The sequence below is a fragment of the Thermoflexibacter ruber genome, from assembly GCF_900113045.1.
GTDB classification, from domain to species: domain Bacteria; phylum Bacteroidota; class Bacteroidia; order Cytophagales; family Thermoflexibacteraceae; genus Thermoflexibacter; species Thermoflexibacter ruber.
Map to the genome: position 1 here is coordinate 24431 of NZ_FONY01000008.1, position 25383 is coordinate 49813.

Genomic DNA, 25383 nt, shown 5'->3' on the forward strand with positions numbered 1-25383 from the left:
CAAGTCTTGCGTTATTTTTATCTTGTGATAATAACTACATTTTTTGCTAATTTTGTTGCCTAAAAACTTAAACGATATGTTTCAAAAAATCCTCTCTCTCTATAAGAACGCTTACGGCGGTCTGCCGCGCTCCTCTTGGCTCTTAGCTACTATCATGCTCATCAATCGCAGTGGTTCTATGGTCATTCCCTTCATAGGGGTTTATCTCACCCAAAAACTTAAATTTTCCTTATCAGAGGCTGGCTCTATCATTACCGTTTTTGGTACAGGCTCAGTGATAGGTGCGTATTTTGGAGGCTGGCTTTCTGATAAAATTGGTAATTACAAAGTGCAATTTTGGAGTTTAGTAGTAGGAGGAGCAGGCTTTTTTGTACTAATGCTCATGCAGAGTTTTTGGCAAATCGCTTGTTGTATTTTTTTCCTTAGTATCATTACTGAATCTCTGAGACCCGCTAACACGGCTTCTGTGGCAGATTATAGTACCCCTGAAAACCTGACTCGCTCTTATGCTCTGAACAGATTAGCTACTAATTTAGGGTATGCCATAGGACCTACCTTAGGCGGACTATTGGCGGTGTATGATTTTCGTTATCTTTTTTTAGCAGACGGCGTTACTTGCATTTCCGCTGGCTTGCTTTTTAGCTATTGGTTCAAACCTTCTCGCAAAAAACATAAAAAGCAAGAAATCTTACAAGAAAGCACCCAAGCAAAATCTCCTTACAAAGATTATGTTTTTCTATCTGCGGTTCTACTCACTACCATTTGCGTTATTACCTTTTTCCAACTTTTTACCGTCATACCTTTGTATTTCAAACAAGTCTGCCTTTACTCTGAGCAGAAAATAGGCATTTTGCTGGCTTTAAACGGGCTTATAGTCGCTTTGTTTGAAATGCTTACTGTTTATATTATTGGAGAGCGTATTCCACAACTTCGAATGATAACTTTTGGGGTAATGATGATGATATTGGCTTTTATTCTAATTATTATCTCTAAAAATTTGTTTATCATTGTTTTAGCTATTGCTTTTTTCACCTTTGGAGAGATTTTTATTCTGCCTTACATGAACGTTTTTACTATCAATCGTTCTACAACCTCCACAAGAGGGAAGTTTGTAGGAATGTACGCCTCTATCTTTTCCATTTCTTGGGTAGTCGCTCCTTCCTTAGGAACAAATATTGCCGAGCAGTACAACTTTCATACGCTTTGGTACACTATGATAGCCTTAAATATTATTGTTTTTATAGGATTTAAAATTTTAGAACAACAGGTAAAAGTAAACAAGAAAGTAGCGTAGGATAAATACTTTTCCCAAAAACATTTGTCCTTATCAATGGTTTTCCATTTTTATCAAAACATCTCTATCTTTGCCCTTTGAAAATCAAAAAAACCATAAAAACACATACCCATGATGAATTGTAGATATACTTTCACGATATTTTATTTTATTATTCTCATTTCTTTATTTGCCTGTAATCAATCAAATACAGATGAAAGAACTTCTGACAATTCCCTTTTTAAACTTCTTGACCCCGCTCAGACAGGTGTGGACTTCGCCAATCTCGTCAAAGAAGATACTACTTTTAATATCTTGAATTACCTATACTTTTACAATGGAGGGGGTGTAAGCATTGGCGACATCAATAACGATAGCTTGCCAGATATTTACCTCACTGCCAATCGTTTACCAAATAAACTTTACCTAAACAAGGGAAACTTAAAATTCGAGGACATTACAGAAAAAGCAGGAGTAGCGGGTAGCATAGGCTGGACTACGGGAACGACTATGGCTGACGTAAATGGAGACGGATGGCTCGACATCTATGTATGTAATGTAAGCAATCTTTTGGGACTGAGCGGACATAACCAACTCTTTATCAACAATCAGAACGGTACCTTTTCAGAAAAAGCCAAAGAATACGGTTTAGATTTCTCTGGTTTTTCTACCCAAGCCGCTTTTTTTGACTATGACAATGATGGTGATTTGGATTGCTACTTGCTCAATCATTCTACTCACTATGAGGGAACTTACCGCCGTGCTGCAGAAATTCGTCCTGAAAAAAACGAAAGGGCTGGCGACAGGTTGATGAAAAATGAAAACGGAAAATTCATTGATGTAAGCGAAAATGCGGGAATTTACAGCAGTGCAGTAGGTTATGGCTTGGGCATAGCGATTGGGGACATCAACCAAGACGGATGGCAAGACATCTACATCGCCAATGACTTCCACGAAAATGACTACCTCTATCTCAACAACGGCAACGGAACTTTTACAGAAAGCATTAGGCAAGTAGTAGGACATACGAGCAAGTTTTCTATGGGGGTGGACATGGCTGACTTCAACAACGATGGACGCTTAGATGTTTTTTCTGCGGACATGATGCCTGAAAATGAGCAAATTCGCAAAGCCTCAGAAGAAAGTGCAGATGCCTATAGCATTTATCAGTTCAAATATTCCTTTGGCTATTACCACCAATTTGCGAAAAATGCTTTACAAGTAAATACGTCTATTAGCCAAGAGAAAAAGCTAACTAACTTTAAACTCCTCGAGATTGCTCAATTGGCAGGCGTAGCAACTACCGATTGGAGTTGGTCGGTGCTTTTTGCAGACTTGGACAACGACGGATGGAAAGACTTGTTTGTAGCTAATGGAATCCCTCGCCGTCCTAATGACATGGACTATCTCAAATTTATTTCTGACCCCAACATCAGGTATCCGCTTTTGCAAGGCATAGATGAGGCAAAACTCAAATACACCGAACAGATGCCTATTATTAAAATCCCTAACTTTGCTTTTAAAAACAATAAAAATCTCACTTTTAACAATTTATCAAAGGAATGGGGACTGGACAAGGCAGGATTTTCCAATGGTACAGCCTATGCAGACTTGGACAATGACGGAGATTTGGACTTGGTAGTCAATAACTTTAATGAAATTGCCTCTATTTATGAAAATCAGAATATTGATAAAAACAACTATTTGAAAATCAAATTAGTAGGAGAAAATCAAAATACGTCTGGCATTGGAGCAAAAATAATTTTAAAACTCAAAGACCAACTCATTTATCAAGAACAATCGCCTACACGAGGCTTCCAATCTTCTGTCGACCACGTTTTAACTATTGGCTTAGGGAAAAATGAAATAATTGATTCTCTGATAGTTGCTTGGAACAACGGCAACTCCCAACTTCTGACCAACGTAAAAGCCAATCAGTTTTTGACCTTAAAACAAAGCGAAGCAAGCGAAAAAAATTTATGTAATCAGTGTAATTCGTGGCTCAGCTCGCAGCAACTATTTGCAGACATAACTAATCAAGTCAATATCCCTTTCACTCACGAAGACAATGCCATCACAGACTTTGAAAGAGAGTTCTTGATTCCTTATGCTCTATCTACGCAAGGCAGTAAGATAGCCAAAGGCGATGTAAATGGTGATGGCTTAGAAGACCTTTTTGTGCCTAATGGCAAGTGGAAAACAAGTGCTTTACTCATTCAACAGAAGAATAGTTCTTTTGCTCTTAGTCAAAAAAACCTTTTTGAGCAGGATAGCATTTGCGAAGATGTAAGTGCCGCTTTTTTTGACGCAGATGGCGACAAAGACTTAGATTTGATAGTAGTAAGTGCTGGAAATGAGTTTTTTGGTAAAGACAAACAAATCCAACCACGACTGTATTTGAATGACGGCAAGGGCAATTTCACAAAAACAGAAAATCAACTCCCTGAAATTTTTATTAATGCCTCTTGTGTAAAACCTGCTGATTTTGACGGAGATGGGGACGTGGATTTGTTCATTGGGGCAAGGGTAGAAGGACGCAAGTTTGGCATAGACCCACCAAGTTTTATATTGAAAAATAATGGAAAAGGCTTTTTTGAAAACGCCTCCGCAGATGTCTTGGGCAATAACCTCTTGGGCATGGTTACAGATGCGGTCTGGGCGGACTTTGACAATGACCAACAACTTGACTTAGTGGTAGTTGGAGAGTGGATGCCCATTACTTTCCTCAAAAACCAAAACAATAAACTCATTAACCTAACAACTAATAACCAACATCTAACATCTAATAGTGGCTTTTGGAACAGCCTCCTTGCTGATGACTTTGATGGCGACGGCGACATAGATTTTGTTGCTGGGAATTGGGGACAGAATTCTTACTTGAAACCCACAGAAAATGAGCCTATCACCTTATATGTCAAAGACTTTGATGCTAACGGAAGCACAGACCCTATTATTTGTATGTATCGCACCGCATCTGATGGAAGTCGCCAACTTTTTCCTTTGGCTTCCAAAGACGAGATGACCTCACAACTTCCGCATTTGCGTAAAAAGTTTTTGAAGTACAAAGATTACTCTACAGCTACTATTCATGACATTTTTACTCCCGAAGAACTCAAAGGAGCAGTAATGAAAAATGCTCATAATTTCTCGACTTCTTACATTGAAAACAAGGGGAAAGATGGTTTTGCTATCAAAAGTCTGCCCATAGAGGCACAGTTTTCTACTGTTTTTGCCTTGCAAGTGGGAGATTTTGACAAGGACGGAAAAAAAGATTTGCTCTTAGGGGGTAACTTCTATGGGGTAACTCCCTTGCTCAGTCGCTACGATGCAAGCGTAGGACTCCTGCTCAAAGGCGATGGCAAAGGAAACTTTGCTCCTATCTCCCCAGCTCAAAGTGGTTTTGTAGTAAATGGAGAATGTCGTGATATTCAGTTGATTACCTTAGCCAATGGGAAAAAAGTAGCCTTAGTGATGCGAAATAATGACAAGTTGCAAGTATTGGAGGTACTGAACAGACCTTTGTAGTTTGATTTCAAAATGGATTATTTTGAATAGTCTTACAAAAATTTGCCGAGTTGAGCATCTTCATCATATTGGACAACAGTACTCTCTATAGAAACAGTTCCTAAGTCGAAACAGAAGTTTTTTTTCATACGCAAAAAAATTAATATGAATAATTTGTTTTTCTGACGAAGGTTATCTATAATTGTGATAGATTTTAAGGTTTTTAAAATTCTTTAAAGATTTTCAGATTTTAACATTCATTTTTGTAATTTTATTACAAAAAAGATAAGTACCAAAAGTTACAAAGCGGCTCTGCGTATTTGCGTAGAGCCGTTTCATTTTAAATCTATTCCCTTTCCTTTAATCCAACTTAATATTTTTCTGCTCTATAAATTCTTTGAAGGTTTTGCGGTAGGTGTCGCTGACCGGGAGAAAAACCTTGCCTATTTGTACTTTTTCCTTTTCTATGGCATCTATTGCCTCTAAGGAAACAATGTAGGAGTTATGGATTCTAATAAATTGATTAGCAGGTAGTTGCTCCTCTAAATTTTTCATTCTTTGCAGGCTTACTACCTTTTGTTGAGGAGTATGGATAATTACATAGTCTTTTAGTCCTTCTATGTATAGAATGTCTTGCAGGCGAATTTTGACGAGTTTAGTGCCGTCTTTTACAAAGACAAAATGAGGCGTTACTTCTGTTTCTGTTGCTCTTTCTTGCTTTTCTTCTCCATTTTCTGTCTTCAGCGGGTGTAGGCGTTGGGCTACCTTCTCCACAGCTTTTAGGAAGCGTTCTAAGGTAATAGGCTTGAGCAGGTAATCTACTATATCGAGTTCGTAGCCTTCTAAGGCATATTCAGAGTAAGCAGTGGTAAAAATAACTAAAGGCTTTTTAGAGATTATTTTGAGTAGGTTTACCCCTGTAATTTCGGGCATTTGAATATCTAAAAACAATAAATCCACTGAGTTTTCTCTTAAAAACTCTATGGAAGCCAGAGGATTAGAAAAAGATTGGACTAAGTGCAAATAAGGTACTTTTTGGATATACTGCTCCAAAAGGTTGCGTGCCAAAGGCTCGTCCTCGACTATGATGCAGGAAATATTCATTCTCAATCGTTTATAGCAAATCTAATTCAAGTTCTACAGCATATACATTTTCATCATTTCTTACTCTTAACTGGTAGTGATTGGGGTAGCTGAGTTCCAATCTTCTTTGCACATTTTGCAAACCAATCCCCGATTTCTCGAGAATATTTGCTGAGGGTAACTTACTGTTTTCCACTCTATAAATACATTTGGAAGGCATACCTTTTCGGTCATGGATTTCTATTTTGATTTTTACCCAAGCCTCAGAAAAATTGTTCCCGACCCCATGCTTGAAGGCATTTTCTAAAAAAGTAATCAATATCAGAGGGACTATCTGTACGCTGTGCATATTGCCAACCACCTCAAACTGCACGGGAATTTGGTCATTCAAACGCAATTTTTCTAAACTAATGTAGTTCTGCATATACTCTATTTCTTTGCTTAGCAGTACCTTAGCATGATTGGACTCGTAAATCATGTAACGCATCATTTGAGAAAGTTTGGCAATGACTTCTGTGGTGTTAGGCGATTGAGTAAAAGCCAAATAATACAAGTTATTGAGGGTGTTGAATAGAAAATGAGGGTTGATTTGGGCTTTGAGGAAGCGAAGTTCTGAGGTCAATTTTTCATTTTCTATTTCTTTTTTCTTTGCTTCCAGTTCAGACCATTGCGCTAAAAACTTCAACATAGCTACAAATACAACGATAAAAAAGCTATTGAATCCATACTGTAAGGCAAAACGCAAAGAATAAAAGTGATGCGCCTCTTGCGAATAAGAATAGCCGTCTGCATGAAATCGCTTGACATGCACATAAAGAATCACCAATATAACAAAGACACTAAAAAACTCTAACAAATACTTACTCACTCTTTTATGCTCTAAAAAGCGAGGCAGCAAGAAAAAGTAGTTCAAGTAGGCAGTGATGAAAACAAAAGTAATGTGTAAAACAGCCACTTGAAAAGCTCTCCACAAATCTACTTCCTCTCCCTTGCGTGGTGAACTGACTTGGTAAAAGAAAAACGAAAAATACATACACCAAAAAGAAACGTGTATGAGCAAGGTTTTATTTCTCTGGAAAAAAGACTGCATGTCAAATTAGTTTTTACTCTCTTGAGCGTTCCAATATTTTGAATTTTAGTATGTAAATTTACATACTTTCTTACTCATTCATCGCATTTAAAAAAGGCTTTTAGACAGATAGGCATTTTTAATCGACTAATTTGATTTTTTTTCTTACCTTGTGCTGCTATCTGTAACTTTCTCTGCTAAAATGCTGTATAAACACAATAGATTTGAGAACTTCCATTTTTTATGAAAACAGTCATTTTTTTAGCTTTAAGAATATCCTTGATAAGTATTTTGTTTTTTATCATTGATAATCAAATACTTGCTCAAGGCTGTAGCGATGCAGGCTTTTGTACTATGGGAGCTATGAAGCCCAATCAAGCTTTTAGTAAAAAAATGGATATTCGCCTGCAATCCATAGAGATTAGCCAAGGCTACGGTTTTGCCAAGTTTGGTACGCACATCTGGGCAACTACCATAGATGCCAATTTTAGTTTCAATACCAGAACCATGTTCCAAGCAAAAATTCCTTACATGGTTACCTCAGGCAGGTTAGGCGATACCAGAGGCATGAGCGATATTTCTCTGAGCCTTACTCGTAATGTTTTTAATAATGAGCGGTATCAGATAGGCGTTACTATCGGAACCAAAATCCCTACCAATCGCAGTGATTTGACCAATAGAGAAACAGGAGTACCTCTACCTATGTACTACCAAACGAGTTTAGGCACGTATGATTTGATTTTTGGAGCATCGCTCATCAGCCGAGATTGGCTTTTTGCCGTAGGTTATCAACAAGCCTTAAACGCAAACAATAATCAATTTATCAGGAACTTACAGGTAACAGCTGACGGAAATGCTGCTATCATTCCTGAGGCTAAGTTGCTCTATCCACCAGCCCCCCGAATCTTGAGAGGCAAAGATGTAATGATGCGTATAGAACGCAATTTTCGTTTTGCAAGGTTTAACTTTTTTGTGGGCATCTTACCTATTTATCGGCTGACCAAGGATACTATCGTGCTTCCTTCCACAGGAAAAAGGGTAGAGGTGCAGGGTAGCGATGGGCTTGCTTTCACCGTGCTAACAGGTTTTGGCTATCAGTTTTCTATCCAGTCAGGCATCAAGTTTTTGTATGGGAAAAAAGAATTGGACGGCATATCAAGAGTTACTAACCCTGATGGGCTTTCGCGAGAGTGGGTTGCTTCTATAGGATATTTTTACAGGTTTTAGTAAGAATTGGTCATTAAAGCTCTGTTTTTTTGATTTCTTCTGATTTATTATCTTAATTTTGCTTTCATCTTTATTTTTATAAAAGGTAGATAAAAAACGTTTGTAATTTTGTGTTATCTAAATTGTCTAACTTTTCTACTACAGTTTCTAACTTGCCAAAATCATGTCTGATTTAGTGTCTATTGTCATGTCCGCTTATAATGCTGAAAAATACTTAGCAGAAGCCATAGAAAGCGTACTGGCACAAACTTACCCTCATTTTGAATTTGTTATCATTAATGATGGCTCTAAAGACCGTACACTTGAAATCATTAAGCAATACCAAGCCAAAGATGAGCGAATTATCATAGATGACCACGAAAATATGGGTATGGCAAATTCGTGTAATCGTATTTTACCTACTCTCAAAGGCAAATTTGTAGCTCGCATTGATGCTGACGATGTAATGATGCCAGAGCGAATCGAGAAACAAGTAAAGTTTTTGCAAGAAAACCCAGAAGTAGATATGACAAGTTGTTACTGCCACCTTATCAATGCCAAGGGCAAAAAAGTGGGAGTACAACACCTTATGGGTTTTAAAAGCATAGAAGAGTCCAAGCAAGCAGTAGAAAAAGGCATCATTGCTATCTGCGCTCATACGGGCTTCATGTGTCGCAAAGAAGCATTGGAAGGAGTAGGCGGCTATCGGAATCGCTGGCCCTCTGACGACACAGACCTATTTAATAGAATGATAGAAAAAGGGTATGTGTTAGTAGGCATACCCGAGTATCTGATGAAATATAGGGTGCATAGCCAGTCTATCATGGCAAGTACTGATATGAAACGAGCTTTAGCAAGTGAATGGGTTAGTTCCTCTATTTATAGAAGACGTAAGGGACTTCCAGAACAAAGTTTTGAGGAGTTCATGCAAACCGTACAACAAGAAGGCTTTTTTAAAAATCTGTATCGCAAACGCAAGCATTATGGGTATGCTTTTTACAGAAATGCAGGTATTAATTATTCCCTAAAAGATTATCCTAAGTTTTTTATACAAAGCCTATTAGCTGTCTTACTTATACCAGGTTTTGTTTTTAAAAAAGTCCTTTTCCAATTAAAAAATAAATAAGATTAACCCAATGCAAAAGCTGGTAACAGTAGTTATTACGGTCTATAATGGTGAAAAATATCTTGCCGAAGCCATAGAAAGTGTGTTAAACCAAACATACCGCTCTATTGAACTTATTTTAGTCAATGATGGCTCTAAAGACCGTAGCTTGGAAATCATACAAGATTACGCATCCAAAGATGATAGAATTGTAATTATAGACCACCCTAACAGAGGTATTTCTGCCTCTAACAATGCCGCTATTGCCATCGCCAAAGGATTCTATTATGCAAAAATTGATGCAGATGACACAATGCACCCTCAACGTATTGAAAAACAAGTAGCTTACCTTGAAAATAACCCAGAGGTTACTATGGTAAGTTGTCAGGCTTATTACATCAACGGCAAGGGAAAAATCATAGGAGAACAGATTACTCCCGGCTATACTAAGATAGAAGACAGCCATATTGCAAGACAAACAGGCGAGTTAGTGATTGCCTTACACTCTGGGTTTATGACTTATATGGAAAAAATGCGAGAAGTAGGAGGGTACAGAGAAGACTTAAAATGTATGGTGGATTTGGATTTGTACACTCGGCTTACACAGAAAGGGGGCGTAATGATTATCATGCCTGATAAATTTATCAATTATCGTATGCACCTTTCTTCTGTAATGGCTGTAACCTCCAAAGATAATCTGATGCAAGTAACTCGCTCATGGCTAAGGGATTCTTATAGAAAACAGGCGCAAGGTATTATTCCTCTTAGCTTTGAGGAGTACAAAGAAGCCCAGAAAAAAGATAGCCTTTGGACAAGACTCATGCGACAATGTGCCAATCTCAGCTATCACTTCCGCCGAAATGCGATTATTTATTATGGGGACAGGGCTTATTTGCCGTTCATCTATTCGCTTACTATGGCTACTCTGCTACAACCCACACATATTTTTAAGCGATTAGTAGTTTGGGGGAGAAGAAAAATAAAGCACTGATAAAAAACAACCCAAGAGAGTTTAATAGACTTCATTGGGTTGCTTTGTAATTAGTTTACATCGTATTCTTTACTTTTTTATCCTTGTACGGTTCTATACCCATGTTATAGAACATGAAAGACCACTTATCTGTCTGCTCCTCAATGATTTTACTTGTAGGCTTGCCCGCTCCGTGTCCTGCTTTTTCCTCTATTCTGATGAGTACGGGGTTCTTCCCTTTGTGCTTTTCTTGCAAAGTTGCTGCAAACTTGAAAGAGTGTGCTGGCACTACTCTATCGTCATGGTCGGCAGTTGTTACCATAGTAGCAGGATACTCGACTCCCTCTTTCAAGTTGTGTAAGGGCGAGTAAGAAAGCAAATTTTTAAAATGCTGCACGCTATCTGCCGAGCCATATTCTACCACCCAACCCCAACCAACAGTAAACTTATGATAACGCAACATATCCATGACCCCCACCGCAGGGAAAGCCACCTTATACAAATCAGGTCGTTGCGTCATCGCTGCACCTACTAACAATCCTCCATTTGAACCTCCTGCTATGGCTAAGCGGTCTTTGGAGGTATAGCCTTCTTTGATAAGATATTCAGAGGCTGCGATAAAATCGTCAAATACATTTTGCTTGTTGAGCAGCATACCTGCTTTATGCCATTTTTCGCCGTACTCACCGCCCCCACGTAAGTTTGCCAAAGCATATACTCCTCCATTTTCCAATAAAATAATGTTAGATATACTAAACGAAGGAGTTAGACTAATGTTAAAACCACCATAGCCATAAAGCAAAGTAGGATTTTTTCCGTCTAATTGGATACCTTTTTTATGTACTATGAACATGGGAATTTTTGTACCATCTTTGCTGGGATAGAAAACCTGCTTAGTTTCATATTCCTCTGGAACAAATTTGACTTCTGACTTTCGGAAAATTTCAGATTGTCCAGTGGCTATATCGTACTTGTAAATCGTTGGTGGATAGGTAAATGAGGTAAAAGTGTAGAATAAAAACGTATCTTCTTTTTCTCCCCCAAAGCCACTTGCATCTCCTAAGGCAGGCAGAGCTACTTCCCTGTCCAATTTTCCAGAAGCCATATCGTATTGATATACTTTGGTATTGACATCTTTTAAATAACTAGCAAAAAGTTTCCCTCCACCTGTGCTAACCCCTTCTAACTTTTCTTCTTTTTCAGGAATAAAATCCGTCATAGCCGACGGGTTTTTAGGGTCGACTAAGGAAACTTTGTAGTTAGGAGCATCTTGGTTGTGATAAACCAGAAGTTTGTCGCCAATATTGTCTATGACGCTGTAATTATAAGCGAAGCCTTTAAAAAGTAACTTAAACTCTTTATCTCCCGTTTGGAGGTTCTTGTAGTGCAGTTCCCCCCCGTCTGTGCCTTCGGAGATATACAAAATTAAAAAGCGTTCATCTTCCGTAATTTGTGTGCCAAAGTAGCGAAGTGGGTGAGCCTTGTCCTCATAAACCAACTGGTCTTTTTCCTGTGGTGTGCCTAATTGGTGATAGTATATTTTCTGATACTCACTTTTTGCAGAAAATTCTTTGCCTTTGGCTGGAGTAGGATAGCGGCTGTAAAAAAAGCCATTTTTGTACCAAGAGGCTCCCGAGAATTTAACCCATTTGAGCGTATCAGGAAGAATTTTTTTAGTAGCTATTTCCATAAGAGCCATTTCTGACCAGTCAGAGCCAGATTTAGAAATACGAATGTTTACATATTTTCTATCATTGGAAAAACCTGATATGCTGGCTGTTACCGTTCCGTCTGAGGACAGCGTATTGGGGTCTAAAAAAACCTCAGGTGTACCGTCAAGTCCTTTTTGAAAATAAGTAACATATTGATTTTGAAGCCCATCATTTTTTGAAAAAAAGTAATACTCTCCTATTCTGTAAGGCTGACCGTACTTAGGATAGTTCCAGATTTCCGTCAATCGCTCCTTGATAGTATTTCTATAAGGAATTTGCTCTAAGAAGCCAAAAGTAACCTTATTTTGCGCTTGTACCCATGCCTTGACGTTAGCGGCTGTATCATCTTCTAACCAGCGATACGGGTCTTCAATCTTTGTACCATGATAATCATCAACTTGGCTAACTTTTTCTGTCTTAGGATACGTAAGCATGGGCATTTCCATTAGCGAGCTATTCTCTTTGTTACCAGAACAGCTTATCAATAACAATACGAAAACACAAAGTAAAATGTGCGAGATTTTTTTCATTTGAATTTCAAAAGTTTAAGTAAAATAAAAAGAAAGTAAAACGATTGATATGACTTTAAAGTACTTCCGCAAGGTAGCGAAAACTCAAATAAGGGCAAGCCTTCCCAAATTAAACACAATTTGCTCAAAAACAAAAATAATTGTATATTTATCAGATAAAAGTAGCATAGACACATTGGAAGTTGAAATAAAGCTACAACTGCAAACCTCAAATGCCACAAATTATGAAAACATTTTTTTTTATACTTCTTTATTTTTTGCTGATAAACAATATTTTACTTGCTCAAAAAGCAGATGAGAAAACAGCAAAGATTTGGCTCTCTGCGGCAGATTCTCTCTTTGCAAAAGGAGAATACGAAAAATCTAATCAAATGTTGGAAAAAGCAAAACAGGTGTATTTGCAACTCGACAATGCCAATATGCTGATGAATATGCAAAACAAAATAGGGCGTAATCTGATTCGTCAAGGCAAGTTTGATGAAGCTCTTGCCTTGCTTACTTCCGCAGAACAAACGTATCAAAGCAAAGTAAATGCCTCAGAACAAAATAATTACATCTACAAAGGAGAGTTTTATAACCTCACGGGAGAAATCTATCTGAACAAGGGACGAAACGATTTGGCTTTGGAGTTTTTTCAAAAAGCAATGCAACATTATGATGCTTTGAAAACAGCTGCCAATACTCCAGAAAAAGCAGAATGTTATGAAAATTTAGGCTTATTTTATTGGAATGCAGGAAACAATGAATTGGCTTTGGAATACCAAAATCGCTCCTTAGATTTGAGAAAGAAAATCTTTGGAGAAAATCACCCCGAAGTCGCTGATTCTTATAACAATATCGGTTTGATTTATGGTACCGAAGACCCTGCCCAAGCCCAAAAGTTTTATAGAAATGCACTCAATATTTATAAGGAAATTTACGGAGAAAATCACCCCAAAATCGCCAATACTTACAATAACTTGGCTATTATCTCCCAAGTTCAAGAAAAATACGATGTCGCTCTGTTCCAATTGGAAAGTGCTTTAGAAATCACCAAAGAGGTCTATGGAGAAAATCACCCTAATAATGCTTTTATTTACAGCACGATAGGTCAGATTTTCTCTATACAAAACAAGGATACTGCTGCCCTTGCCAAGCAAGAAATCGCCCTAAAAATTTATAAACAAACCTACGGAGAAAAGCACCCTGAAATTGCCAACACTTATAATTTGCTTGGAACTCTTTATTTCAAGCAAGGTAAGTTCAAAGAGGCTTTGCAAACCTACCAATCAGCCCTCATTGCCAATGTAGCAGAGTTTCAAAACACCAATATTTACGAAAATCCAAGTGCAGATAAAGCCTACAAGGTGATTTCTTTGCTCAATACTTTACGGCTAAAAGCAGAGGTCTTTGAAAATTGGCACTATGCTAAAACATTGAAATTAAAAGACTTAGAAACTGCCCTAATGACTTTGGAACTTTGCGATAAGATTATCGACAAGATGCGACAAACCGCACTAAACAAAAATGACAAAGTTGCTTTGGGAAAAATTGCGGCAGAGGTTTACGAAGATGCTATCAGAGTGAGTTTGGGAATGAGTTTGATAGTCCTGAAGAAGGATTTGTATAGACAAAAAGCATTTAATTTCGCAGAAAAAAGTAAATCATACATTCTTTTGCAGTCTATCTCCGAAACCAATGCTAAAAACTTTGCAAAAATCCCTAAAAACCTGATAGACAAAGAAAAGCAACTCAAAGAAGACATTGCCTACGCAGAGCAAAAATTAGCCAGCAAACCCAGTGCTTCCGAAGAGGTCATGTTTAGAAATCAACTTTTTGAACTTAACCGACAGTATGACAATTTTTCCAAAGACTTAGAAAAAAACTTTCCTGAATATTACAACTTGAAGTATAGCGTCAAAATCGCAGATGTAAAAAGTTTGCAACAAATCATTGATAATGAAACAGTTTTACTAAGTTATTTCATAGGAGATAAAAGCGGAAGGTTATATATTTTTGCGATTTCCCAAAATAGCTTTGAAGTCTTTGACTTACCCAAACTGAGCGATTGGGATACTAAAATTCGCCTAATGCGTAACACTATTTACTACAAAGTGCCTGATAAATTTATTCCTACAGCTCATGCACTCTATAAGCAACTCTTTCCCAAGTCGTTTGCAGGTAAAAAGCAAATCGTAGTTATCCCTGACGGCAGACTTGGCACTATTCCCTTTGAGGCATTGCTTACCAGCAAGGTAGAAATCAAAGACCCTAAGAATATAGAAGTAAGTAATTTACCGTATCTAATTAAAAAACAAGCTATTAGCTATGCTTACTCTGCTACTTTGTTTCAGCAAAGAATGCAAATAGAAAGCAAAAACTCTGGCAGTGAAAATAATTATAAAAAAATCTTTGTATGCGCTCCTATCAATTTTTATGGTCGCAGCGGGCTAAACGACCTCCCTGCTACGGAAAAGGAAGTCGAGGGCATCAAGGGTTTGTTTGGTGAGGGTTTGTGCAGTATTTTTACTAAGGATAAGGCAAATGAAGGCTTGATAAAGTCGGGGATTTTGAAAGAATTTAGTTACATACATTTTGCGACGCATGGCATCGTCAATGAGAGTAACCCCGAACTTTCTCAAATTTTTCTTGCCAAACCAAGTGAGACTCCCTTAGTGCTTACACAGGAAAGTACAGGAGAAAGGGGAAAAAGCCTCTTAGAAGTAGGTGCAATGGAAGACGGCAACCTGCACTCAGGAGAGATTTATGGCTTAGAACTCAATGCAGATTTGGTCATTCTCTCCGCCTGTCAGACGGGTTTGGGCAAGGTTGCCAAAGGCGAAGGAATTATTGGATTATCAAGGGCTTTGCTGTACGCAGGGGCTAAAAACCTACTTGTTTCTCTTTGGTCGGTAGCAGATGAGTCGACTGCAAGGCTTGCCTTAGATTTTTACAGTTTTTTGCTCAAAGGAGAAAACAAAACAGAAGCCTTACGCCTTGCCAAACTGAAAATGATAGAAGAAGGAGTCAATGCCAACCCTAATAAAAAAGAATTAGAAGTATATTATTGGTCGCCTTTTGTACTGATAGGGAGATAAAATTTTTCTAAATAAATCCCTTGAAATTTCGCTTGTAATTGAGAAAAAACACTTATTTTTACACTTCAAGTCTTCATTTTAGACTTTAATCAAAAAGAACTTAACTCAACAACGATATGGGATTCTTAGACATTTTCAAGAAAAAAAACCAAGAAGAACAGATACATTACGACCCTACTAACATCAAAATTATTGATATACGCAAAGGTTGGTTATTTGATTATGAGGGAAAAACATGGGAAGTAGTAGAGGAATTCGAGTATGACTGGGGCGATAATATTTTTACCTACGAATATAAAATCCAATCAGGTGCCGATACAGCTTATATGTTTATCGAGGAAAGCGAAAAAGTCTATTGCACCTTTACAAATAAAATCAAATTTGCCAAATTAGGGGAGGAGGTAGAACAACACCTGCTTGATTATCAGAAACCTCCCTCTCAAATTACTTATGAAGGCATTACTTTTTACAGAGAAAGAGAAAGCCCCGGTTATTTCAGAAGTTTGGAAGACGAAGATTCTATTGAAGTAATCTTATGGGAATATTTTGACGATAGCGAAACCAAAATCTTGCTCATTCACCAATGGGACGAGGGGGATTTCGAGGCTTCGGTAGGAATTGTAGAGGAAGAAAACGTAATTACCAATATTTTACCAAGATAATGACCTCAGCCTGTAAGATTAGTAAAACCTTACAGGCGGGGAATATTACGCCTTGTTTTTCCACTCTTCCAAGAGCAACTTTGCCATCTCCTTACCCTGTTCTATAGTTGCTACTTTGGGCGTAATAAGTCCTGTTTCTTTATTCACACTTTCATACATAAATTCTACAGAAATCTGCCCTATCAGCTCTCCTGCGTCCAGTACTATCTCTGCCTTTAATCCATTGGCTACTACCGTAGGAAACCAATAGTCCAAAAGCCATTGATTAGTTTCTTCAGGGACAACTTCTAAGTCTTTGTAATCTGTGAGCATAATTTTGATATTTTTTTCTTTGACATAATTCAAAGGAAAATGTAAGGCTTCCATCGCATCTTTGTCGCTCAGCTGCCAGAAGCCTCGCCAATGTCCAAATAATACATGAGGAATCTCATCACTCATATCGTATAACTCAGCATATTGATTTTCAAATACTTTTATCATAGGAGTTTTGTTTTAATTGTACTAATTTAATTACAAGAATCTAACAAATATTATTTTTAATCAAACTTTTCTACTTCTTCTTCTTTGCTTCATTAATCATAAATGCTTCTGCATTTTGCGAAGTGATACTAACCAAATTACCTTTGCCCTTGTCAGAAATTTGTTTAAGGCTCGGCGTTGGTTTTTCTCCAAACTTAAAAATAGTCAAGGAGATACCTGCGTTGGCATTTTGCCCAATTAAGTCCATGACCACGGGTCGCAATCCAAACTCTCCATCGGAGGCTAAGATGATTTTGTTATTGCCTGCGTACTTGAATTTCTGATTTGCTACCTTATAGGCTAAGGTCAAACCTGCGTTGGCATCTGTTTTCCCTCTTGGTTCTAAACTTTCTATGGCTTTAATAATTTTTGCTTTTTCCTTGCCTGAGGTGGAAGGTAAAATAACCTGTGCCGTTCCCGAGTAAACTACAATCGCTATTTCATCTTCCTCTCTAAACAAGCTGACTAATTTTTTAGCAGAAGTTTGCAAAAGTGGAAGCCTGTCGGGGGCATTCATAGAACTCGATACGTCCAAAAGTAAAACCAAGTTATTAGGTGCGTAACCTTCCAAAGTGTAAAAGTCTTTGGTAACGGGAGGCGGTTTTTCCAAGTAAATCGTATCGCGAATATAGACCGTATCCCTAATCACTGTTTCTTTGACGATAACAGTTTCTTTTTTTATCACTTCCACTTTCACTGTATCTATTTTTTCTTTCTTAGCTATTACTTTGGTAGACTCAGCCTCCACGCCTTTAGTTTCTACTTTTTCAGTTTTTGTTTGAGGCTTATCTTCTGTTTTGGTGATAGTTGGCTGCGTATTTTGTACTTGCGTTTGCGTTCTTGTTTCTCTTTTGTAAGGTTCTTTGAGTAAAAACAAATCCATTTCCAAAGGCTCTTTGAGTAAGGGAATTTTAGCCAAATCTACAAAACGATTTTTTTCATAAACAATACTGTTGTACTTATAAGTAAAATCCTCGTATTTGCTATTATTCAGCCTTTTAGGATATTCCATAAACTGCTGAGAGTAAGTCCCTACATCCTCATAAGGATTGTAAGGGCAAAGTCCATGATTACGTCCTATTCGCTCTATGCCTTTCATATTGGTAAACTCATTGGCTATCAGGCTTCTCATGCTTGTATTAAGCTTATCTGTATTGAAAATGGGGTTGCTTTCTTCTCCTTTAAAATACTTTTTAGCAATCAGGAGCAGGTCTTTATCATCTTGCACTACTTCCGAAATCACCAAATAAGACTTTGTCCATGAGTTTTGAGCATCAGCAAATTTGTACGAATCAAAGATTTTTTTCAAATCTAAAAAAAGCCTTTCTTTGTACTTATCAAAAGTTTCGTACAGTATTTTGTACCTATCTCTTATCTCTTCCAAGCGTTTGAAGCCCTGTGCTTGAAAGGTTTTTTTGCTGGCGAAAAGATAAACCTCTTGGTTGAGTTCACTCATTTCTTTCAAGATACTGAACAATACTTCTGCCTGCGAACTAATTGATTTCTTGGTATTTTCAGGAAGATTCCTATTTGCCAATAAAGTTTCTTGGAATAGTGTTTGGGGAAGTTGGAGGTCTTTATTGTAGTAGTAAAAAGTCTTTTTGTCATCAAAATTGGTTAGTGTTACGTCTTGATTAGCTAAACTCCTTAGCAAATTATTGCATAGCCTTATTCCTTCATTGATAAAATCTATATACTTGTTGAGCGAGTTATTGAGAGCAGGCGAGATTGCACTATTCTGTGTTTTTACTTCAAAAGCTTGGTAAGGAATATCTTGGAAAAACTTGGCTTTGCTGTCGACTATTACGGATTGGTTTTTTATCTCAAAAGTAGGGGCGATATTCGTAACTTTCAAAGGAAAAAGATTGCCTGCTTCCGTAAAATCAACAAATAAATTGAAAAAGGAAGCTATACAACCGTCATAATAGTTGATGTAACTCCAATAGGCATCGTTAGCGTGTTTGTCTGATTGCTGTGCTTCAAAATTATATTGGTCAATTGTGTATTTTTTGTTTTTTTGGAAATCTAAGGCACAGCTCACAAAAGATGAATAATAGGAGGAGGCAGGATAGCTAATTTTAGGAGTGTTCTTTTGGATTTCTTCAAGAAGTATATCTATTTCATTGATGTTCTTTTGGATTTCTTCTTTTGCCCAGCCTGTGTGAATATCCTCGTTGAAATTGCAAGTCAGGCTATTGATAAGTTTTTTGTCTTTTTCCAAGATAGTCCGCATATTTTTTTCACATTGGACATAAGCAGGATTAGGCGAGAGTGTCTTAGATTTCTGATATATTTCTTGGATTTTACTTTCGTATTCTTCTTTTACTTTTCTAAAATCTAACACAAGCGGTTGAATATCACTGATTAGCTTGAATCCTCCTTCTAAGTTGTCTTTTTCATAGTCTTTCAGGCGAACATAAACTTCTATTGCCTTGCATTTTTCATCTACAGTTTCTAAGGCTTTGCGAAATTTCTCAGATTGTGTTTTTAACTGAGTGCCGATACTTCCACTTTTGTCTTGTGCCTGCTCATAATAGTAGGCATCAAGTTGGCTTGGGCATTTGTAAGAGAGCCATGTTCTTCTTTTGTCTTTTTTTGCACTATTCAAAGACTGGTAAAAATCTTGAAAGCTTTTAACCATGCTTTGTACTTCTTTGGTGCTTTGATTAATAAAAGCCATCTGATTGTTGAGTGCTTTTTGTGTGCTTGGAGTTACTTGGGCAAACACATTCATGGAAAGAAAAATAAAACATAAAAAGCTAAATTTTTGCATACTATTAAAGTTTTCGGTTCTCCTGCTATATAAAATCTGTAAAGATTTAAAATTAATGATTTTTTTTGCAGTTAGCAAATTCCTAAATTTACAAATAATCGTCAAATCGATTATCTATTTGTTACAACGCAAATCAAATATAAACAGATGAGATATTACATCATATTATTTTTAGGGCTAATAAGTTTTCACATTTTTGCCCAAGACCGTTATCACTTTCAGCCCATAGACGTAAAGCATTATGTCTTTCAGCTTCAGCTTAACGACCAAAATAATCAAATCAAAGGGCAAACTTTGATAAGTATTTTGTTTAAAGAGGGTAACTTACAACAACTTACAATTGACTTAGTAAGCCAACAAAATGGAAAAGGCATGAGAGTAAGCATAGTCAAAGAACAAGGTCGCCTGCTCTCATTCTCCCAAGAAAGAGAAAAACTTATCATACAATTAGACAAGGCAAGCCAAAAAGACGAAGTGAGAACTTTTGAAATTGTTTATGTAGGTGAGCCTGCTGACGGCTTGATTATCAGCAAGAACAAATATGGAGAGCGTACTTTCTTTGGCGATAATTGGGCAAATAGGGCGCATCACTGGCTACCAACCATAGACCACCCCTCTGACAAAGCCACTTGTGAGTTCAAAGTTACCGCTCCCATACACTACGAGGTAATAGCCAATGGAAGGAAAGTAGAAGAAAGCTATTTATCTGATAGTTTGAAGTTTACGCATTGGAAAACCGAAGTCCCTATCCCTACCAAAGTCATGGTCATAGGAGTAGCGCGTTTTGCTATAAACTTTTTAGATACTTACAAGGGGATTTCTATAGAGTCATGGGTATATCCACAAAACAAGGAAGCTGGTTTTGAAGATTATAGCTTAGCAAAAGAAGTGTTGCAGTTCTTTGAAAGTCGGATAGGTGCATACCCTTATGAAAAATTAGCCAACGTGCAGTCTAAAACTAAATATGGGGGAATGGAAAATGCAAGCAATATTTTCTACTATGAAAACTCCATTATAGGCACGAAATCAGAGCAAATAGAACGGCTAATAGCTCATGAGGTTGCTCATCAATGGTTTGGCAATGCTATTTCTGAAAAACGTTGGCAGCACGTGTGGATAAGCGAAGGTTTTGCTACCTACTTCACAGAACTCTACATGGAGCATAAAAAAGGAAAAAAAACCATGCAAGAAAGCATGAAAAGGCTTCAAAATCAAGTCGTTTTATTCTATGAAAGTCACCCAGACCTGCCTATTGTTTTTGAGAGAATCAACGATTTGAATGAAATACTTAATACCAATTCCTACCAAAAAGGGGCTTGCGTGCTTCATACCTTGAGATACGAAATGGGTGACTCTTTATTTTGGCAAAGTATTAGCACCTACTATGAGCAGTTTCAACATCAAAACGTTGTTACGGAGGACTTCCAACGGATAGTAGAGCAGGTTTCAGGGAAAAATTGGGATTGGTTTTTCAAACAATGGCTTTACAAAGCAGGACACCCAAAAATTAAAACTATGTGGGAGTTTGACAAAAAGAGTAAACAAGTAAAGATAAAAATTGCTCAAAAACAAGCAGATATATTTACTCTCTCCCCAGAACTTTGTGTATATAAATATAACGGTGAACTTATCTACAAAGAAAAAGTTTTTTTGAAAGAAAGAGAAACGACTTTGACCATACCGACTAATGAGGAGATTCTAAAAGTAGTCATTGACCCTGAAAATTGGATTTTGATGGAAAAAGAATAAAAAATTGGAAATCAGTAAAAATATGCAAGACTTTCACTTAGAACTCAAAGAAAAATTTAAAACCTTCGTACTGAGGCAAGAGCAAATGATAGTAGAGCGAATTAGATTTCAGTTCACAGGCTGGGAGCAGATTCCGTATTTAGTCAAAGAAAGATATGATTATCAAGACTTTAAAGAGGTAATTCTAAAAAAAGAAACCTTGAACTATCAGCCTAAAAATTCTAAGCATAAGTTTGTTTACTCTTTAACTATTTTGGCAAGGGAAAAAATTACTAAAAAGACCAACAAGTTTGTTTTCAAAAACATGAAAATAGACAATAAACTTCACAACAATACGAACGAGTTTATTACTGAGCAAGAATACTTTGAACCTTTCATCAAGGAACTTTTGGAGCGAATCAAGTCCTATCGGCAAGTCAAAGTTTTTGTCTATGAAACAGTCAAAGTGAAAATACTAAATAAAGTAAACCAAATTTTCCCCACTTTGTACATAGGCAGTGCCGTCATTGGAGGTGTCTTTCTGCTCAAATTGCTGACTACCGCTATGAAAATTAGCCTCAAACTCTCTGTGTTTTACTTTTTAGATAGCATTATCATGCATGTAGGAGGTGTATTTGCCTTGCTGGGTATGGGTGGAGCATATTTTATCAATCAACATATTAAAAAAAATGCACAAATCAGCCTTGATAGCGAGCAACCTTTACTTTTCTTTTTGGAGGCAGAAAAAAGCGAAGATGAACAAAAGTATAACCCTATAAAATGAAAATCATCTTTGCATTTACTTTTTCAAAAATTTTTCTTAAATTCAAGCAATCGTTTGAAAAATAAATAATTATCTGCTTAGTAAATATGAAACCGATGAAGTCTATTCTGCTCGTATTCATGCGTAGCACGTATATCATGCCTGCCTTTGCCCTTGCTTTTCTTTTCCTTTTTACCCATTGTCAGCAAAAAAGCCAAATTCCTGAGATAGTCGACGGCATAGCTCTCCCTGAAAAAGTAGATTTCAATTTTCATATCAAACCCATTCTCTCTGACCGCTGTTTTGCTTGTCACGGTCCTGATAACAATGCAAGAAAAGCAGGTTTGCGGTTAGATACAGAAGAAGGAGCATTTGGCGAACTGCCAGAAAGTAAGGGCAGATATGCCATCGTCAAAGGCAATTTGGGCAAAAGTAGGCTTTTTTATCATATCAACGCCACGAATCCAGAGGAGATGATGCCACCTCCTGAATCTAACTTGAAACTCAATGAATACGAAAAAGCCTTGATTGGCAAGTGGATAGAGCAAGGGGCAGAGTGGAAAAAACACTGGTCTTTTATTCCTCCTCAAAAACCCGAAGTCCCAAAGGTCAGTAATACTTCTTTTATTAAAAATGAAATTGACAATTTTATTCTGCAAAAATTAGAAAAAGAGGGACTTAAACCTTCGCCTTTGGTGAGCAAAGAAAAATTGATTCGCCGAGCAAGCTTTGACCTGATAGGTCTGCCCCCTACTGTAGAAGAAATAGATGATTTTCTGCAAGATAACTCTCCTAATGCTTATGAAAAAGTATTGGACAGATTGCTTGCTTCGCCGCACTTTGGAGAACGCATGGCGGCGGATTGGTTAGATGTGGCTCGATATGCTGATACACATGGCTATCAAGATGATATGCCGAGAGATATGTGGCCTTGGCGGGACTGGGTCATTCAGGCGTTTAATAAAAACTTATCTTATAAAGATTTTGTAACGTGGCAGTTGGCAGGAGATTTATTGCCTAATGCTACTGACGAGCATATTTTAGCCACAGGTTTTCTCCGAAATCATGCCCAAAGCCAAGAGGGTGGAATCATAGACGAGGAGTATAGGGTGGAGTACGTAGCCGATAAGGTCAATACCTTAGGTAGGGCATTTTTAGGGCTAACCGTGGAGTGTTCGCGTTGCCACGACCATAAGTACGACCCCATTGAGCAAAAAGAGTTTTATCAACTTTATGCTTTCTTCAATTCCACACCAGAAACAGGCTGGATTCCTTACAAAGGTACGCCCGGTCCCACCTTAGAAATCATGAGCAACAATGTCAAAGAGCAATTAAAGGCAGCACAGCAAGCAATTCGTGAGCAAGCACAGAAATTGGCAGAGCGAAAAAAACAAGCTGAGAGTGATTTTAAGACTTGGGAAAAAAACTTCATAGCTAACCCTAATCTATTTCTTGCCAAAGACTTACAAAAAGACTTGCTTATTTATTTGCCCTTTGAAGATACACTCCAAGACAAGTTTTTTGATGAGAGAGAAAAGAAATTTAAGTCCATTACCATCACTCCCAACAAAGCAGATAAAACCATTAAAGGCACGGTGTATGGCAAAAAAACGCTTCAATTAGTCGAGGGAAAAATAGGCAAAGCCTTCCAATTTGACGGAGATAATTTGGTGGCTTTGGGCAAACTGTCAGGGGACTTTGAACGCAGTGATGAATTTTCGCTCATGGCTTATGTCAAACTCACTCAAAAGAAAAAAGATGTGCCTATTATTGCCAAAATAGAGGAGTTTAACGACGGGCAGAGAGGCTACGAACTCGCTGTAACCGAGGACACGCTATATGTAAGAATCAATCACTTATATCCTTATAACTGCTTGGTCGTCAAAGCAAAATCTCCAATACTTATGAATGAGTGGGTGCATGTAGGCATGAGTTATGACGGCTCAAGCAGGGCAGAGGGTATAGAACTTTTTATCAATGGAAAAAAAATAGATAAAAATATAGAAATCAATCACTTGTATCGTACAATCAAAACCTATAATCGAGATGAGAATGCAAGAAATTGGGATTTGCAAGTGGGGAAACGCAATTTTGAGGGTCTGAACAATAAAATCATTGCGATTGATGAGGTAAAAATTTATGGAAGGAAACTCTCCGACTTGGAGTATGAGTTTCTGACTCATGCAAATCCAAAAGCTAATGTTGGAAACTTAAACTCCTTTGACTATTACTTAAACAATTATGATAAAATCTATATTGGTCAAAAAGAAACACTTAAAAAAGCAAGGCAGGTTGAGGAACAGATACGCCATCCTCTCATAGAGGTAATGGTGATGAAGGACTTGGAAAAGCCCAGAACTACTTTTATACTTAATCGCGGACAGTATGACGCACCACAAAAAGATAAGCAAGTATCTCCAGCCACTCCTGAAAATGTTTTACCTTTAAGTAATTATCCTAAAAATCGCTTAGGCTTAGCACAGTGGCTTTTTGATGATAAAAACCCCTTAACGGCAAGGGTTTACGCTAACCGCTTGTGGTTAATGATGTTTGGACGCGGTTTAGTCAATACGGTAGAAGACTTTGGCAATCAAGGGGCTTTGCCTTCTCACCCCGAACTTTTGGATTGGCTGGCTATCAAACTGAAAGAAACCAACTGGGACATCAAAAAGATGCTTAAACTTATGGCAATGTCTGCTACTTATCAGCAATCTTCGCAAATAGACCCTAAAATCCAAGAGAAAGACTCTGAAAATATCTTGCTTGCCCACGCACCTAATCAAAGGCTGACGGGGGAAATGATGCGCGATAATGTTTTGGCAATGAGTGGCTTATTAGTCAGAAAAATAGGGGGCAAATCTGTGAAGCCCTACCAACCTGAGGGCATTTTTGAGATTACTACCTCAGGTAGGGGAGTAGTAGCTTACGAACAGGGACATGGAGAGGACTTGTATCGCCGCAGTCTTTATACTTTTTGGAAACGCACTGTGCCGCCTCCCGCTATGATTACTTTTGACGGTTCGGAACGCAACATTTGTGTAGTCAAAAGGCAAAGCACCAATACACCTTTGCAGTCTTTGGTCTTGCTAAATGACCCTCAAATCATAGAAGCGGCACGAGTTTTTGCAGAAAAAATCATACAAAAAGAAAAAGATACCCATAAACGCCTCATCTATGCTTTCCGTAGTGCTACCTCGCGTATGCCCACTGACAAGGAAATAGAAGTGCTAAAAAGCCTCTATGACAAGGAGTTAGCTAATTTCAAACGCTATCCTCAAAACGCTAAGGCACTCATTAGTGTAGGTGAGTATAGGGTAAATACGAACCTCAACTCAGCAGAATTGGCGGCGATGAGCATAGTGGCAAGTACGATTTTTAATATGAGCGAGGCAGTGGTCAAGGGATAAGT

15 protein-coding genes are annotated in these 25383 nt (G+C 37.7%); 10 read left to right on the top strand and 5 right to left on the bottom strand.

The window, feature by feature from the left end; all coding sequences use genetic code 11:
- Window positions 1-76: 76 nt before the first annotated feature.
- Both BM141_RS05990 and BM141_RS05995 read left to right on the top strand, forming a co-directional pair.
- The gene (locus BM141_RS05990; protein WP_091541741.1) at window positions 77-1294 is read left to right on the top strand and encodes an MDR family MFS transporter; all 1218 of its coding nucleotides are present in this window, start codon (window positions 77-79) and stop codon (window positions 1292-1294) included.
- Between the two features lie 111 nt (window positions 1295-1405).
- Window positions 1406-4798, top strand: a complete 3393-nt coding sequence (locus BM141_RS05995; RefSeq protein ID WP_245763998.1) for a VCBS repeat-containing protein — start codon at window positions 1406-1408, stop codon at window positions 4796-4798.
- 339 nt (window positions 4799-5137) lie between these two features.
- Here BM141_RS05995 and BM141_RS06000 read toward each other — a convergent pair whose 3' ends face one another.
- The gene (locus BM141_RS06000) at window positions 5138-5881 is read right to left on the bottom strand and encodes a LytR/AlgR family response regulator transcription factor (protein WP_091541746.1); all 744 of its coding nucleotides are present in this window, start codon (window positions 5879-5881) and stop codon (window positions 5138-5140) included.
- A gap of 10 nt (window positions 5882-5891) precedes the next feature.
- Complete coding sequence (locus BM141_RS06005; protein ID WP_091541749.1) at window positions 5892-6950, bottom strand: sensor histidine kinase; 1059 nt, start codon at window positions 6948-6950, stop codon at window positions 5892-5894.
- Window positions 6951-7172: 222 nt separating this feature from the next.
- Here BM141_RS06005 and BM141_RS06010 point away from each other — a divergent pair, with 222 nt between their 5' ends.
- The 3 genes from BM141_RS06010 (at window position 7173) to BM141_RS06020 (ending at window position 10231) form a co-directional block, all read left to right on the top strand.
- Window positions 7173-8156, top strand: coding sequence for a hypothetical protein (locus BM141_RS06010; RefSeq protein WP_091541753.1), 984 nt, complete (start codon window positions 7173-7175; stop codon window positions 8154-8156).
- Between the two features lie 163 nt (window positions 8157-8319).
- Window positions 8320-9261, top strand: coding sequence for a glycosyltransferase family 2 protein (locus BM141_RS06015; protein ID WP_091541756.1), 942 nt, complete (start codon window positions 8320-8322; stop codon window positions 9259-9261).
- Between the two features lie 10 nt (window positions 9262-9271).
- On the top strand, window positions 9272-10231 hold the full coding sequence (locus tag BM141_RS06020; RefSeq protein ID WP_091541759.1) for a glycosyltransferase family 2 protein: 960 nt from the start codon (window positions 9272-9274) through the stop codon (window positions 10229-10231).
- Window positions 10232-10286: 55 nt separating this feature from the next.
- Here the strand turns inward: BM141_RS06020 and BM141_RS06025 are convergent, their stop codons facing one another.
- Window positions 10287-12452, bottom strand: coding sequence for a prolyl oligopeptidase family serine peptidase (locus BM141_RS06025; protein ID WP_091541760.1), 2166 nt, complete (start codon window positions 12450-12452; stop codon window positions 10287-10289).
- A 224-nt stretch (window positions 12453-12676) separates the two neighbouring features.
- On the opposite strand from BM141_RS06025, the gene BM141_RS06030 reads away from it, so the two are divergent.
- Together BM141_RS06030 and BM141_RS06035 are read left to right on the top strand one after the other, a co-directional pair.
- On the top strand, window positions 12677-15529 hold the full coding sequence (locus BM141_RS06030; RefSeq protein ID WP_177217279.1) for a CHAT domain-containing protein: 2853 nt from the start codon (window positions 12677-12679) through the stop codon (window positions 15527-15529).
- Window positions 15530-15645: 116 nt separating this feature from the next.
- Window positions 15646-16191, top strand: a complete 546-nt coding sequence (locus tag BM141_RS06035) for a DUF4178 domain-containing protein (RefSeq protein ID WP_091541767.1) — start codon at window positions 15646-15648, stop codon at window positions 16189-16191.
- A 45-nt stretch (window positions 16192-16236) separates the two neighbouring features.
- On the opposite strand, the gene BM141_RS06040 is transcribed toward BM141_RS06035, so the two are convergent.
- Entirely contained in the window at window positions 16237-16671 is a 435-nt protein-coding gene (locus BM141_RS06040) for a hypothetical protein (protein WP_091541770.1), read from the bottom strand.
- A 70-nt stretch (window positions 16672-16741) separates the two neighbouring features.
- Window positions 16742-19483, bottom strand: coding sequence for a vWA domain-containing protein (locus BM141_RS06045; protein WP_143090821.1), 2742 nt, complete (start codon window positions 19481-19483; stop codon window positions 16742-16744).
- A 147-nt stretch (window positions 19484-19630) separates the two neighbouring features.
- On the opposite strand from BM141_RS06045, the gene BM141_RS06050 reads away from it, so the two are divergent.
- The 3 genes from BM141_RS06050 (at window position 19631) to BM141_RS06060 (ending at window position 25381) form a co-directional block, all read left to right on the top strand.
- On the top strand, window positions 19631-21232 hold the full coding sequence (locus BM141_RS06050; RefSeq protein ID WP_091541777.1) for a M1 family metallopeptidase: 1602 nt from the start codon (window positions 19631-19633) through the stop codon (window positions 21230-21232).
- A gap of 22 nt (window positions 21233-21254) precedes the next feature.
- Window positions 21255-21995, top strand: a complete 741-nt coding sequence (locus tag BM141_RS06055) for a hypothetical protein (RefSeq protein ID WP_143090822.1) — start codon at window positions 21255-21257, stop codon at window positions 21993-21995.
- Window positions 21996-22090: 95 nt separating this feature from the next.
- Entirely contained in the window at window positions 22091-25381 is a 3291-nt protein-coding gene (locus tag BM141_RS06060) for a DUF1553 domain-containing protein (RefSeq protein WP_143090823.1), read from the top strand.
- Window positions 25382-25383 lie beyond the last annotated feature (2 nt).